At 70.8% G+C, this 13951-nt stretch carries 13 protein-coding genes; 4 read left to right on the top strand and 9 right to left on the bottom strand.

The annotated features are described in order from the left end of the window. Window positions 1-192: 192 nt before the first annotated feature. Both ACIBEF_RS10080 and ACIBEF_RS10075 read right to left on the bottom strand, forming a co-directional pair. A complete protein-coding gene (locus tag ACIBEF_RS10080; RefSeq protein ID WP_396792786.1) occupies window positions 193-1350 on the bottom strand; it encodes a purine phosphorylase in 1158 nt (385 codons plus the stop codon). Then, a complete protein-coding gene (locus tag ACIBEF_RS10075) occupies window positions 1347-2075 on the bottom strand; it encodes an NUDIX domain-containing protein (protein ID WP_396792784.1) in 729 nt (242 codons plus the stop codon). Before ACIBEF_RS10075 ends, ACIBEF_RS10080 begins: the two co-directional genes overlap by 4 nt. 141 nt (window positions 2076-2216) lie before the next feature. On the opposite strand from ACIBEF_RS10075, the gene ACIBEF_RS10070 reads away from it, so the two are divergent. Both ACIBEF_RS10070 and ACIBEF_RS10065 read left to right on the top strand, forming a co-directional pair. Further along, on the top strand, window positions 2217-2789 hold the full coding sequence (locus ACIBEF_RS10070; protein ID WP_396792782.1) for a hypothetical protein: 573 nt from the start codon (window positions 2217-2219) through the stop codon (window positions 2787-2789). A gap of 187 nt (window positions 2790-2976) precedes the next feature. Continuing rightward, window positions 2977-3873, top strand: coding sequence for a DUF559 domain-containing protein (locus tag ACIBEF_RS10065; RefSeq protein ID WP_396792780.1), 897 nt, complete (start codon window positions 2977-2979; stop codon window positions 3871-3873). 76 nt (window positions 3874-3949) lie between these two features. Here ACIBEF_RS10065 and ACIBEF_RS10060 read toward each other — a convergent pair whose 3' ends face one another. Then, the gene (locus ACIBEF_RS10060; RefSeq protein WP_396792778.1) at window positions 3950-4792 is read right to left on the bottom strand and encodes a hypothetical protein; all 843 of its coding nucleotides are present in this window, start codon (window positions 4790-4792) and stop codon (window positions 3950-3952) included. Window positions 4793-5091: 299 nt separating this feature from the next. On the opposite strand from ACIBEF_RS10060, the gene ACIBEF_RS10055 reads away from it, so the two are divergent. After that, window positions 5092-5541: a ribonuclease domain-containing protein gene (locus tag ACIBEF_RS10055; RefSeq protein WP_396792776.1), complete on the top strand. Its 450-nt coding sequence runs from the start codon at window positions 5092-5094 to the stop codon at window positions 5539-5541. Between the two features lie 87 nt (window positions 5542-5628). After that, window positions 5629-5994 (top strand): barstar family protein, encoded by a 366-nt coding sequence (locus tag ACIBEF_RS10050; RefSeq protein WP_396792774.1) that lies wholly within the window; start codon window positions 5629-5631, stop codon window positions 5992-5994. 115 nt (window positions 5995-6109) lie between these two features. On the opposite strand, the gene ACIBEF_RS10045 is transcribed toward ACIBEF_RS10050, so the two are convergent. The 6 genes from ACIBEF_RS10045 to ACIBEF_RS10020 all read right to left on the bottom strand — a co-directional run bounded on the left by ACIBEF_RS10045 (window position 6110) and on the right by ACIBEF_RS10020 (window position 13949). Next, entirely contained in the window at window positions 6110-7603 is a 1494-nt protein-coding gene (locus ACIBEF_RS10045) for an FAD-binding oxidoreductase (RefSeq protein ID WP_396792772.1), read from the bottom strand. Window positions 7604-7748: 145 nt separating this feature from the next. Next, window positions 7749-8474 carry an HD domain-containing protein gene (locus tag ACIBEF_RS10040; RefSeq protein ID WP_396792771.1) on the bottom strand — a complete coding sequence of 242 codons (726 nt, stop codon included), beginning with the start codon at window positions 8472-8474 and terminating at the stop codon, window positions 7749-7751. Window positions 8475-8556: 82 nt separating this feature from the next. Beyond that, window positions 8557-9912 carry a polysaccharide lyase family 1 protein gene (locus ACIBEF_RS10035; RefSeq protein ID WP_396792769.1) on the bottom strand — a complete coding sequence of 452 codons (1356 nt, stop codon included), beginning with the start codon at window positions 9910-9912 and terminating at the stop codon, window positions 8557-8559. 20 nt (window positions 9913-9932) lie between these two features. Then, window positions 9933-11171 (bottom strand): Gfo/Idh/MocA family protein, encoded by a 1239-nt coding sequence (locus ACIBEF_RS10030; RefSeq protein ID WP_396792767.1) that lies wholly within the window; start codon window positions 11169-11171, stop codon window positions 9933-9935. Then, on the bottom strand, window positions 11161-12654 hold the full coding sequence (locus tag ACIBEF_RS10025) for a mannitol dehydrogenase family protein (RefSeq protein WP_396792765.1): 1494 nt from the start codon (window positions 12652-12654) through the stop codon (window positions 11161-11163). Before ACIBEF_RS10025 ends, ACIBEF_RS10030 begins: the two co-directional genes overlap by 11 nt. Next, entirely contained in the window at window positions 12645-13949 is a 1305-nt protein-coding gene (locus ACIBEF_RS10020; RefSeq protein ID WP_396792764.1) for an enolase C-terminal domain-like protein, read from the bottom strand. Before ACIBEF_RS10020 ends, ACIBEF_RS10025 begins: the two co-directional genes overlap by 10 nt. Between the last annotated feature and the right edge of the window lie 2 nt (window positions 13950-13951).

Genomic DNA, 13951 nt, shown 5'->3' with positions numbered 1-13951 from the left:
CCGCGATCTGGCACAACCGGACCACCGGCCAGCCCGTGACGAGATCCCTGATCGCCTACGACCACTGAACCAACTTCGGACTTACTCGTCTAGGGTCTGGCGACAGTCGGTAGAAGTTCACATCCCCGTGGACTACGCCTGCCTGTACGTCGACGTGCGCGTCTCCTTGGGCGATGTTCGAGGCCGTCGTTGTCATGACATCCCCCGCACCACGGCGATGATCGTCGCAAGCCGTGAAGCCAGCCCAGCCACATCGGCCACTAGGCCTCGCAACCGCTTGAGCGCGACCATGAGGCCACTCTTCGTCTCGGTTGCGCCTGCCGCGACGCATTCCGTTGCCGCGTCCAGTTCCGATTCGGCAGCGGCATATGTCTCTTCGTCCAGCTGTCCGTCGACGTGGGCCTGCTTGAGGTGGCTCCGTAGATCCGCGATGCTTGCTGCCAGGTCGACCGGCCGATCGGCATCGGCGCCGATGGTGACGTTGCCGTAGATCTGCCCGGCCTGGAACCCAACGCGGGCGTTTCCGGTGGCGATGTTGCGATTGGCCGTCGGCATCGATGGACTCCCGTCCCGGTCTGCGCCGCCTCGGCTGGTCGGCGTCTCGCTGATCAGTTCTCGCGCGAATGCGGTTGCGAACGCGGCGGCGTGGCGTGCGGCCTTCGGCTGCCAGTTCTGTCCGTCGGAGGCTGCCTTGCTGCCGTCCGCGTGGTCGCTGATGCCGCGTACGACCACCACGGGCAGAGCGCGGTTGAGATGACCCGCTTGGGCCACACCTGCCGCTTCCATCTCGATCGCCACGGCGTCGTTGTAGTGCTGGCGGATCCAGCGGGCCTGTTCGGAGATCCCCGAGTCCTGCACGACCTCTCCCGCGGCGATTGGCCCGAAAAAGACCCGAGGTGCTTCGCCAGCCGGAAGGCCGCGACGCCAAGCAGCAGACCTGGCGACGTGGTGGGCGATCTGGTCGGCCTCGTGAGGAATCTCCCATGCTTTTGGCCGGGCTTTCAGACCGTCGTCCTCACTGGTGCCACCGTGGTAGGCGTAGATCTTGCTGGCGACGACGACGTCACCGAGGCAGATATTGGGCCATAGACCACCGGCAACCCCCACGAACAGCACAGCGACCGGAGAGAACTCAGCCATCGCCCGCTCCGCGAGCACCGCTGCGGGGTGATTGCCCTTACCGACCAGTCCCAGCGCGACCAGGCAACCACTCTGTTTGATCCGGCCGACCTCGAAGCGGGTGCCAGCCGTATGCCGGTGCACTTGGAGGTCGGTCAACTGGGTTCGGACCGCTTCGTACTCGAGGTTCAGCGCCGTGAGGATCACGACGGGGCTGCTGTTCGTGTTCACACTGTCTCCTTGTCTGCCGGGCCGTGGGGGCGGGTCATCGGAGGGTGAAGAGCGGTACGAGGACCAGGGCGAAATAGGCGAGCGGGACGGCCTCCTTCGGTCTTGCGACTTGGGCCTGCGGGAACGATGAAGCCATCCACGCTCTGCACTTTTCGGTAGAAGTTCCGCGCGTCAAGCGCCACGCCCCATACCGCTTCGTAGACGTCCCGAAGCTCCGCGATGGTGAAGGTCGGACCACAGAAGGCCGTGGCCAGCGCCGAGCGCTCCAACTTCTCCCGCGCCCGGTCGACACCGTCGGTCAGGATCTGCTCGTGATCGAAGGCGAGTTGCGCGGTGCTGGACAGCGCCTGCGCCACCGGGATCCAGCACGCCTGGGTCGCGTCAGAACCGGCAATCGGCTCGGGTAGTCGCGGGGCGATGGCCAGGTAGACCGCGGAAACTACTCGCCCTCGTGGATCACGATCCGGGGCACCGTAGATACCGAGCTGTTCGAGGTGTAGCTGATCCGGCCCCAACCCAGCCTCCTCGGCAAGCTCCCGATGGGCGGCCGTCACGAGATCCTCCTTCTCGTGGCTGAGGAACCCGCCCGGTAGGGCCAAGGCGCCCTGATAGGGCTCAACCCCGCGCTCGATCAACAGCACATGTAGGCAGGATTCCCGCAAGGTGAGGATGACGAGGTCGACCGCGATGAGAACAGTCGGCGGTACCCAGTGATCGTCAGGCATGGATCGACCATAGGCTTATTGTCACTCTGACAGAAAAGCCTCTGGCTGTCGGATTTCAGCGTCACCGGAAGCGTGCCTCCGGCACGTCCACAAGAGACCGCGCTGCGGACAAGGTTGCCTGGGGCTGGCAGCCTCGAGCGCGTGAGCGACCTTCTGACGCAGCTTCCGGCGCTCCTCGGTGTCCTGGTTGGCACCGTGGGCACAATCCTCGCCACCTCCCTCGCCGACCGCGCCCGATGGCGTCGCAGCCAGAGCGTCCGCTGGGACGAGCGGCGGCTCGACGCGTACGTCGACTACGCGCACGCCCTCAAGGAGAGTCACGCCGTGGCGCTGCGACTCACAGCCGACCACCGGCCGGGTTCGCGGAGCCACCCCATCGACCGCGAGGAGGGGCTGGTCCGGTTGGCTGAGGCGGACACCCGGCGCACCATCGTCTGGGAGAACCTGTTGATGCTCGGCGACGAGCCGACTGTTGCGGCCGCCGCCAACTGGCGGGACGCGATCTGGCAGGTAGAACGGCTCGCTCGTGGGATCGTCGAGCCGCCATCGGACGTGGCGGGGATGCTGACCCGCGTCGACGAGGCCCGCGACGGGTACTACCGGGCGGCCCGGCGCAGTCTCGGGGTGCGCGGGGGGTCGGTGGAGCAGTCCGCGACGCTGCGGCAGGCGTTGGTCGACCGGTCAACCGCGATGCCGGAGGTGCCCACCACCTGAGTGCGCCGGCGCCAAGGGCCCTGACGGGTGCCTACCACAATCGACCGCGGCCCGAGCGGCTGTCCACAGGTGCCTCCGCTGTCCACAGCAGCCCTCGCAGGACTGCGCTTCACGCCAGGGTGAGGCGGTGGATGCGCGGATTCAATCTCTCCTCGTCCGCGGCGATGGGCTGGTCACCCGACGGGACATGCTTAGGGAGGCCCCGGCGTGGACGATCCAGACCGCGCGGCGGGCGGACCTGCTGATCCGACTGTTGCCCGGGGTCTACGGCGACGCCGCGCTGATCCGCAATCCCAACGGCGACCTGCCGATGCTGGCCCGGGTCGAGCGGGATGTCGCCCGACGCGCTGCGCTGGCGTACGTCGACGAGCGTGGGGCGCTGAGCCGCCTGACCGCGCTCGACGTGTGGGGTCTACGCCGCCAGCCACCGGGCGAGCCGGTGTATCTCGACCTGCCGCGAGGATCGGGCCTGCGTGACCGGCCGCATCTGGTCGTCGCCCACCGGTCCGATTTCGCGGTCACGCCGCCGCAGGTGGTGACACGGGGAGGACTACCGGTCACCCGGCTCGACCGGACCCTGGTGGACTGTTGGCCGCTGCTGCCGCCGATCGACCGATCGAGTCTGCTCATCCGTGCCGTCAACGATCGGATGACCACGCCGCCGCGCCTGGCCGCTGCCCTTGCCGAGGTGGCGAGAATGCCCGACCGTGGGGCACTGAGCGGTCTGCTGGACCGGCTCGCCGCCGGGTGTCGCAGCCCGCTGGAGATCTGGGGCCACGACCACGTCTTCACCGGACCGGGAATGCCGAGGTTCACCCGGCAGGCGCGGGTACGGGTCGGTTCCCGGACGATCTACCTTGACATGTTCGCCGAGGCGGAACGGGTCAACATCGAGTTGGACGGCGCGACCAGCCACGGGGACCCGGCCGAACGCGAGATCGACCTCCGCCGCGACGCCCTGCTCGCCACCGTCGGCATCGTCGTCGTCCGCTTCAGCCACCGCCGCCTCATCACGGATCCGGTCCAGGTCCGCCAGGAGACCCTCGCCATCCTCGCCAACCGCACCCGCTCCATGATCAAGTGATGAGAAATAGCTCCCACAGGCCCTTCACACCTACTTTTCATCACTTGATCATGGGGGAGAGGGGGGAGAGGGGGAGCTACTCGGGGGCTGGTGGGGCCGGGGCGGGGGTGGGGTGGGTCTGTTGTGGGGGGATCCTCGGCGTTGGTGTCGGCTCTGGTGAGGGGTTGGCGTGGCGGTGCAGGAGGTCGGCGATCCACCGCGCGGCTTCTCGGTGCGCCGTGAGCATGTGGTCGCGGGCGTCGGCCAGGTCGTCGTCGTCCGTGTGATCGTCCAGGATGGCCGTCCACCGACGGCTCAGCTCCTCGGCGTACCGGGCCTTTCGGATCTGCTCGTCGAACTGGTATTCCAGCTTGACGAGGCGGTCGACGTGCGGCTGAAGCGCCGGCATGATCCGCTCGTCGAGTCGTACGGCGGCGTAGGGGCGGCAGGTGAGCGTGATGTCGCCCCGTTGGTACTGCCACAGCGGGTCCTCGTCGAGCACCCGCTGCAACGCCACCTCCAGGTCTCCGGCCCGGTGTGGGGGCAGGTCCCGGGCGGCGTCGGCAGCCAGCCGGGTCAGACGCTGGATCGCGTTCGGTTGGAAGTACTGCACGTACCAGCTCAGCACCTCGGACCGCAGGCTCGCCGGTGACGACCAGGCGAACGTGGCGCGGATGTAGAACGAGTACACGTACCCGCGTGCGGGGACCGCGATCAGCCGGGGTGCGTCGCGTTGTTCGACGAGTGGACCGGATGGCGACGGCGCGGCAGCGGAGCCGACGGGTGCCTCGTCCTGGAGTGCGGCGACCAGCCGATCCCAGCTACGAGCCCACCACCGCCAGCCACGCACAGCGGCGTCGCGGGCGATGGTCGACCCGCGTACGCCCCGGTGTCGCCACTGGTCCGCGGGCCTGGGCCTCCCGTCGGGGGCGTCCGTCATGGCACCCCTCCACGGTCACGGATCCGCGTTTCACGCTAACAACCGGTGACCGATATGTCCGCCGCCACGCCGTCGCCGAGCGGTTGGCATGTCGACACGATCCAGGTCGTGCGCGTCGGGTGGCTGTCGACCGCGGACGACATCCTGCCCGGGTGCGCCGAAACAGATCATTCGCGGTTCACCGAGCATTGTGGAGCAGTTGGGGCGCCGAGGGGTGTTGCCGTCGGCCGTCAACGGTGAGACTGGGTCCGATCCGACAATCACACGGATCGATGAATTGGATGGTCTGGAGGCAGCCTGTGTCCACCCTCGTGTCCCCGCTGGCCACGCTCGGCGCGATCCGCCGGCGTACCACCACCCTCGTCCTGCTCCTCGCCATGGTCGCCGCCGCACTGGTCGGCCCATCCGTGGCCTCGCCTCGATTGACCGACCCGGCCTCGGCGGCGGTCTACAGCTCCTGCACCATGAGCCGCTGCGCGGACGCCCGCACCGCCCGCTCGGGCTGGTCGGCGAAGGGGTTCCCGACCAGCCGAGGCTGGTACTCCTGGAGCGGCGGGAAGTCCAACTTCGCCGGCGGCCAGTTCTACAACTACGAGGGTCAACTGCCCGCCAACGCCACCTACCACGAGTACGACGTCTACCCGCGCACCCAGGGCGCCGCCCGGGACGCGTATCGGATCGTGGTGAACCGCAGCACCGGCGTCACCTGGTTCTCGCCCAACCACTACACCGACTTCTACCGGCTCTGAGTGGCATAGGGGCCGGTCGGCCGCGGCGGGTCGGCCCCACGTCGTCGCGCCGCCGCAATTCGCACCGATCGGATCAGGAGGAACGTCATGGTCGACGAGGACGCGGGTCGGGTGCCCGATTGGCTGATCGTCTGCCGCGACGGTGCCCTCGAGGTGCCCGGCGCGGTGGTGCTGGCCGGAACGACGACGCGGACCAGGGCCGGTCTGTTCGCCGCGCTCGCCGCCGTGCTGGCCCTGCCGACGTACCTGGGGAACACCTGGGACGCCCTCTCCGACGTGCTCCGGGACCGGCTCGACACCGGTCCGCTCACCCTGCTGATCACCGACGCCGGCCAGTTGCTGGTCGACGAGCCGCCTGATCAGTACGGTCTGCTGCTCGCCGTGCTCGGCGACCTCGCCGCCAGCGCCCCGCATCCGTTGCGCGTCGTCCTCGACGAGGCAGTGCGATCGTGACCGCCGCCCAGCCCTGCCGTCAGCGGCAACGGAAGCGGCAACGGCAACGGAGACTCACGATGTGTGGCGGCCCGGCGGTGCGGGTCGGTGTCATCCGCACCGCCGGTCCTCCGGGTCAGTGCGTCGCGGGCGGGATGCTCTGCTCGTACTGGAAGACGTTGTGCGGGTCGTACTTCGCCTTGATCTTGCTTAGCCGCGGGAAGTTGCGCCCCCAGTAGGCCTTCTCCCACTCGGCCATGCCGATGTTCGGCACGTTGACGTAGGCGCCGTCCACGTAGGGCCGCAGTGCCTGGCTGAACTCGGCGATCCAGGTCTGGGCGATCGGGGTGATGGCGTCGCCGCTGTCGGGCTCACCGCGGGTGCCCCAGCCCGCGCCGGGCTCCGAGTAGAAGAGCGCGTCGCGGTGCGGGAACGCCGAGCCGCCGAAGGGCTCCTGTCGTTGCGCCCCCCGGCCGAAGGCCTGGGTGAAGAAGTTGCTGTCGGGTGACGGTGCCTTCCGCATGAACTCGCTGATGATGCTGACCGCCTTCGCCGGGAACGGCTCGCGGGTGAACTGGGAGAAGAACTTCCAGTTCGCCGGCTCGTCCCCGGTCGGGATCTGGAAGCCGGCGTAGACGTCGCCCCAGCCGCCGATCTGTACGGTGACAGTGGGGTTGCCGATCGACAGGATCGGCGCCAGCAGCCTCCTGGCCTCCGCCTCGGACCCGTCCGCGAGCACCGCGAAGAGCAGGATCTCCTCCGGGTGGACCTCGACCTGGCTGCCGAGGCGCGGGTCGGTGAAGGGCGCTACGCGCTGCCAGGCGTCGAAGACCTCGTGCAGGTCGCCGAGACCGGGCCAGGTCACCTGCAGGTAGGCGACGCTGGTGAGCGGAGCGACCTGGTAGGTCAGGGAGGTGACGATCCCGAAGTTGCCGTTGCCCGCTCCGCGCAGCGCCCAGAGCAGGTCCGGGTAGTTCCACTGGTCCACCTCCAGCACCTTCGCCCCGTCGGCGTCCGCCGCCACGACGATCTCCGCGCCGATCAGGTTGTCGCAGGCCATCCCGAGGTAGCGGGTGAGGAAGCCGAAGCCGCCGCCGAGGGTGGCGCCGGAGAGGCCCACGGTGCCCTCCGTGCCCGTCGTCGCCGCGAGGTCGTGCTCGCCGAGGGCGGTCACCGCCTCCGACTGGGTGAGCCCCGCGCCGACCTTCGCCGTGCGGGTGGCGGTGTCGATGTGGACGTCCTTCAGCTCGCTGACGTCGATCACGATGCCGTTGTCGACGTTCGACCAGCCTTCCAGGTTGTGCCGGCCACTGCGTACCCGCAGCGCGACGTCGTGCTGCCGCGCCCAGGTGAGCGCGTTGACCACGTCCTGGGTCTCCTGGGCGAAGACGATGACCAGCGGATAGTGCACGAACAGCTCGTCCCAGCCGAGGCTGGCCTCCGCGTAGTCGGGGCTCTGCGGGCGGACGATCCGTCCGGTCAGCTGAGCCGGCGGGAACGTCGTGTCGGAGGGCCACCCGGGACCGTCGGCCGCGATGGCCGAGCTGCCGGCGATCACGCTCGGGACAGCGACCGCTCCGGCGCCGACGGCCGTCGCCCTGAGCAGATCGCGACGGGAAAGGTCGCGCATGGTCCGAATCCTCTCGATTGGTGACACGCCGAAATCAGTCGAGAGGTGCATTCCTCTCATCTGGCGCAAACCAACCGTAAGGCCCGAGTCTTTCTCGCAGTTCGTCGAACCTGTCGCCGAACCCGGTCGGGTGACGCGACAGCCGTCAGTTCGACGCGGGCTGGTCGAGGATGGCGCTGAACCGCTCCTCGGCAAGGTCCAGCTGGCCGAAGATGTGCCGCTTCACCGCGGGCGACAACGGGGTGTCCGGCCGGCCGATCAGGTCCCGGAACAGCGGCACCAGCGGGCGGTACTTGCGGGCTGATGAGATCACCTTCGGCCCGACCGTGTGGATCACGCCCACCCCGTTGTCGGTGAAGTCCGACACCTTGATCACCCGGGCCCAGGGCTCCCGGTCCAGACTGACCGCCAGATGCTCCCGGTACTGCGCGTTGCGGTCCCGCTCGGGGTCGTACACCGGATTGGTGACGGCGGCGACCAGGGTGGCCACCCGGGGCCCGAACCGTGCGGCGAGCGCGGCGAGCGCGGCCCCGGTCGGGTCGGTGCCCGGCTCGCCGTCGGCCAGCTCGACCGGATGGTCCTCCACCGCGTCGTGCAACAGACCGGCGACGATCACGTCCACGTCCCGCACCTGGTAGTGGTGCATCAGCCTGATCGCCACCCGCAGCAGGTGGTTCAGGTACGGCTCGCGGACGCGTCGATCGTCGCGGTGCAACTCGGCGGCGAGGTCGAGCGCGGCGGTCAACCGCGCCCGGGCGACATCGTCGAAGTGCTGGACCTCCAACCGGAAACGTTCCAGCAGGCCCGGTTCGCCGTGGATCTCGGTGATCGCGTGCATCGGCATGCTGCCCAGGTGCGGCGGGAAGTCCATGCGTCACTTATAGCCGATCTTCACCAGATCGATGAGCCCGTACGTCGCCGACCCGACCGCGAGTTGCGGGCGCGCCGAGCCGTCAGATCGGCAGCCGGCCGGCGCCGGCGAGCGGGCCCACCAGGAGGGGGACCAGCGGCGCTGGCAGCACGGGGTCGCGGCGCAGGGTGGGCGTCCAGCCCGCGTCCGCGGCCAGGTCGGGGTCATGTGTCGCGTTGTACGCCGCCAGCAGGTCGACCGGTCGGGCCGCGCCGCCGCCCTGGCGGACCCAGGAGCCTCGCTCGGTCACCGCGGTGCCGCCCCAGTCGTAGAGCAGGTCCGCCGGGTCGACCGCCGCGTCCACTGTGAAGAAGTTGTTCTGCGCGTAGATCGCCGACTGGACACCGATGCCGAGCGCGTACTGGAAGTCGTCCCCACCGAGCCGGTAGTGGTTGTTGTAGACGTCGACCTGACCGAAACGCACCCGGGGCAGCCGTTGCAGGACGCCGTCGAAGAGGTTGTGGTGCACTGTGAACCGCAGCCGGCCCACGTCCGGGCCGACCGTGTTGGACGAGCCGATCAACAGCAGCTTGTCCCGACCGGTGAAGCGGTTCCAGGAGGCGGTGACCAGGCTGGCGGTGTGCGTCACGTCCAGCGACCCGTCGTGCACCTGGTACGGCCGACCGAAGTACACCGGCTGGGCGCTGTCCGGGTTGTCGCCGTCGGTGAAGGTGTTGTGGTCGACCCAGACGTTCTCGCTGCGGCGTACCGAGATCTGGTCGTACTGGCTGTTCCAGTTGCCGGCCTCGCCGTCGGTCGGCGACCAGGCGGGAAAGCAGTCCCGGGCGTCGACGAGGGTCAGGTTGCGGACGATGACGTTCGACGCCCGATCGATCATGAGAGTGAGGCCGGTCAGTCGAGCGCCGCGCAGCCCGACGATCGTGGTGTTCGGCCCGACGTTGATCTGGGTCTGCCGGGTCTGGTTGGTCACCGAACGCACCCGAGCCTCCTCCAACGGCCCGCTCGGTGGCACCCGTCCCCACACCGCCGGGTCGTACGCGGCCAGGTAGGCGTCCAACCGGTATCCGGGGTCGGCCAGGTCGGCGCAGTTCAGCGGCGCGCCGCCGGGCCCCTCGAAGCTGTCGATCGCACCGTCGACGTAGATGAGCTTCGGGGTGGCGTCGGCGGCGTTGCCGGCGTTGTCGCCGCCCAGCGCGGCGACCGGTTCCGCCCGGCTGTGGACCACCCGGGTCCGCTCGGGAGTCGCCGCCGAGCCGCCGGTGGTGCCGGGGCCGTCGGCCGCCCAACCGTCGCGTTCGGGCAGCGTCTGCCGGCCGAGGTGGTCGGCCAACCAGGAGAGCCGGTCGGCGGACGGGACGTCCGGACGGGCAGCGGCGGCGGCCGGGGCGGCGCCGAGGAGAAGGGCGACAACCGTGGCGCCGCCGAGGACTCTGCGCATCGACTCACTCCGTTCGGTGATCATGGGACCTGTCGGTTGTTCGTCTGTCCCGCCAGCTCGGCGCGGTACGCGCCGGAGGCCCACGGCACCCCCAGCTCGCTCGGCAGCGCCCCCCGCTCGGCCGCCCGGCGCAACACGTCGACGACGCCCCGCAGGTGGCGAACCCGCTCCCCGCCCTCGCCGAGGGTGGTCACCAGTTCGCCGTCGAGCAGCCGGGGCTCCGGCGCGGGCCGCAACGCGTCCAGCAGCGCGGTGAACGGCGCGGTACGGGCCAGCGGCGCGATCAGCGGCACGCCCGACGGATCGACCCGGTGGGCGAGCAGGTTCTCCAGCAGCCCCAGCCGCCCCGGCACCCGGCGGGTCACCACGTCCCCGGGCAGGCGCAGCCGGTCGGTCGGGTACTCCAGCACCGCCTGCCCCGTCGTACCGGTCACCACCACCTCGCCCGCCACGAACTCCTCGGCGGCCAGGGTCACCGCCACCAGCACCGGCGGCCCGGCGCGGAACCGGACCCGCAACACGGCGGTGTCCTCCACCTCGATCGGCCGGACCCGATAGCGTTCCACCTCGATCGCGACCGGCCACGGCGTCGCCCCGGCGAGCCCCTCGGCGACCGCCAGGCACTGCATCACCGCGTGCGCGAGCGGGTTGACGAGCGCGCCGTCCAGCACCGGCCGGCCGTCCACGGTCCGTCGACCGGCCCAGGGGGAGCGGGCGTAGTAGGCGTCCGGCCGTTGCCAGGCGGCGACGGTGGAGATGCCGGTGACAGTGCCCAGCCGGCCGGCGGCCAGCGCGTCGGTCAGCGCGGTGAGGGCCGCCGAGCCGAGCGCCTGGAAGCCGACCTGGGCCACCCGACCGGCGGCGGTGAGGGCCCAGGTCAGCTCCTCGTGCTCGGCCAGCGACAGCACCGGCGGCTTCTCCAGCAGCAGATCCGCGCCGGTGGCCAGGGCGTCGCGGGCGATCGCCAGATGGGTGTGCGGAGGCGTGCAGATCACCACCACCTCCGGTCGGGTGGCGGCGAGCATCGTCCGGTGGTCGGTGAACACCGCCACCCCGGGCGGCACCGGGGCGGCCGGGTCGTCCTCCACCGGTCGGACGTCGACCAGGGCGACCAACCGCAGCCGACCGGCGGCGTGCAGGGGCGCGATGACCCGTCGGTGCCAGCGCCCGTGCCCGTTCGCCCCGATCACCGCGACCCGGGGCGGCGGGGTGGGCCCGCTCACCGCCGACCGGCCCGGGTGGACCCGCTCACCGCGCACCGGCCAGGGTGGCCTCGACGCCGTGCCGCTCCAACGCGGTCAGCCAGGCGATCACATCGGCGCGGACCTCGTCGTCCTCGGCCACCTCCACCGGGATGACGTCGCGTAGCGCGAAGACCGCGTCGACAGCGCCCGCCGGGCTCTGCGACCCGGCGTCCAGGGCGGCCCGGATCGGCCCCGCCAGTGGGTCCTGGAACGGCAACGGTCGGCCGTCGTCGGCGTACCCCAGCGCGAAGCGCAACCAGGACGCCACGACCAGCGCGCCCCAGCGCGCGGACCGGTCGGTCGCGCGCAGGTCGGCGATGGTGTGCAGGACGCGCTGCGGCAGCTTCTGGGAGCCGTCGATAGCCACCTGCAGGGTGCGGTGGTGGATCGCCGGGTTACCGAAACGGGCGAGGGCCTGCTCGCCGTAGTCGACCACCCGCACCCCGTCCGGCGGGGTGAAGCTGGCCGCCACATCCTCGGCGATCAGCCGGCGCAGCACGTCACGCAGGTGCGGGATCTCCAGCGCGTCGGCGATCGTCTCCCGACCGGCCAACGCCCCGAGGTAGGCGATGGCGGAGTGCACCCCGTTGAGGGCGCGCAGCTTCAACCGCTCCCACGGGCCGGCGTCGTCGGTGAGCACCGCCCCGGCGAACTCCCAGCCGGGCCGACCGCCCGGGAAGTCGTCCTCGATCACCCACTGCGCGTACGGTTCAGCGGCCACGGCGGCCAGGTCGGTCACGCCGAGCGCCCGCCGGGCCGCCTCGATCGTCTCCGGGGTGCTGGCCGGCACGATCCGGTCCACCATGGTGCCCGGGCAGGTGACGTTGCCGGCCACCCACTCGATGAGCCCGGCGGGCACCCCGCCGGCCCGGCCGACCGCCTGGTCGAGCATGCCGCGCAGTCGACGACCGTTGGCCGGCAGGTTGTCGCAGCTCACCAGAGCCACCGGCCCGGCGTCCGCGGCGGCCCGGGCGGCCAGCCCGCGCAGCAGCAGCCCCGGCACCGTGGTCGGCGCTCGGCCGCCGGCCAGGTCCGCGGCGAGCGCCGAGTCCGGGGACAGTCTGCCGGTCACCGGGTCGAGGTGGTACGCCTTCTCGGTGACGGTCAGGGTCACCACGCGGACCGCCGGGTCGGCGAGCAACGCCACCACGGCGTCCGGGTCGCTGGGCGCGTGCCGGACCCCGCTCAGTGCACCCACCACCCGGGTGGAGCTGCCGGCCGCGGAGAGGGCGCTGACGCTGAACAGGTTGTCCTGGGCGGCGATCGCCTCGACCACCGCTGTGCTGCGGGGCGCGACGGCCACGATGCCCCAGTCACCCCCGGCCGCGCCGACCGCCGCCTCGGTGAAGACCGCCTGGTGGGCCCGGTGGAACGCGCCCAACCCCAGGTGTACGACGCCGGTCGGCACGGTGCCCGGCCGGATCAGCGGGCGGGCCTCGGCGGGCAGCCGGCGCAGCATGCCCAGGCCGAGCCGGGAGGCCCCGACGGTCACCGCCATGCCGGGCCGTCCGGGAAGCGGAACTCCGCGATCGACGCGGGTTTCATGGTGGCGCTGTAGCCGGGCCGTTCGGGCAGCAGGTAGCGGCCACCGCGGGTCCGCACCGGGTCGACGAAGTGTTCGTGCAGATGGTCGACGTACTCGATCATCCGACCGTCCAGACCGGCGCCCACCCGCAGGTAGTCGAAGATCGCCAGGTGCTGGACGTACTCGCAGAGGCCCACGCCGCCGGCGTGCGGGCAGACCGGCACGCCGAACTTCGCCGCCAGCAGCAGCTCGGCCAGGACCTCGTTGACGCCGCCGACCCGGCAGGCGTCGACCTGCATCACCCCGATCGCCTCGGCCTGGAGCAGCTGCTTGAAGATCACCCGGTTGGCGGCCACCTCCCCAGTGGCCACCCGGCAACGACCGCCGGTCAACCCGGCCACCGCGCGGGCGATCCGGGCGTGCCCGAGGATGTCGTCGGCGTGGGTGGGCTCCTCGATCCAGTACGGGTCCACCTCGGCCAGCGCCGCCATCGCGGTGATCGCCTCGTCGACGTCCCAGACCTGGTTGGCGTCCATCATCAACAGCGCGTCCGGGCCGATCTCCTCCCGGATGATCCGCGCCCGCCGCAGATCGTCGGCGAGCGGGCCGCCGACCTTCATCTTCATCGCCCGCCAGCCGTCGGCGTACGCCTGCCGGGTCAGCGCCCGCACCTTGTCGTCGGGGTAGCCGAGCCACCCGACCGATGTGGTGTACGACGGGAATCCGTCACGTTCGAGGGTGGCCAACCGGTTGGTCAGCCCGTCGCGTCCCTTGTCGAGGATGGCGGCGGCCTCGTCGGGGGTGAGCGCGTCGGTGATGTGCTTGAAGTCGACGCTCGCCACGAGCTCGTCGGTGGGCAGGTCGGCGAGGAATCGCCACATCGGCTTGCCGGCCAGCGTGGCCCGCAGGTCCCACACCGCGTTGACCAGCGCACCGGTCGCCATGTGGATGACGCCCTTCTCCGGGCCCAGCCAGCGCAGCTGCACGTCGGCGCTGAGCGAGCGCCAGAACGCCACCGGCTCGGCCGTGATCTCCTCGATGGTGCGCCCCTGGACGTGGTGGGCCAGGGCACGCACCGCCGCGCAGGTGATCTCGTTGCCGCGGCCGTTGGTGAAGGTGAACCCGGCGCCGGCAGGGCCGGCGTCGGTGCCCAGCTCCACGTACGTCGCCGAGTAGTCGCCCCGGTTGATCGCGTCGGAGCCGTCGCCCCGGGCGGCGGTGGGGAACCGCACGTCGTGCACCTCGACAGAGGTGATGGTCACCGTCACCG

Origin of the sequence: Micromonospora sp. NPDC050795, assembly GCF_044456785.1 — a bacterium.
In the GTDB taxonomy this organism is placed as follows: domain Bacteria; phylum Actinomycetota; class Actinomycetes; order Mycobacteriales; family Micromonosporaceae; genus Micromonospora.
The sequence above is the reverse complement of the archived record's forward strand: the minus strand, read 5'-3'. Positions and strand labels throughout refer to the sequence as shown.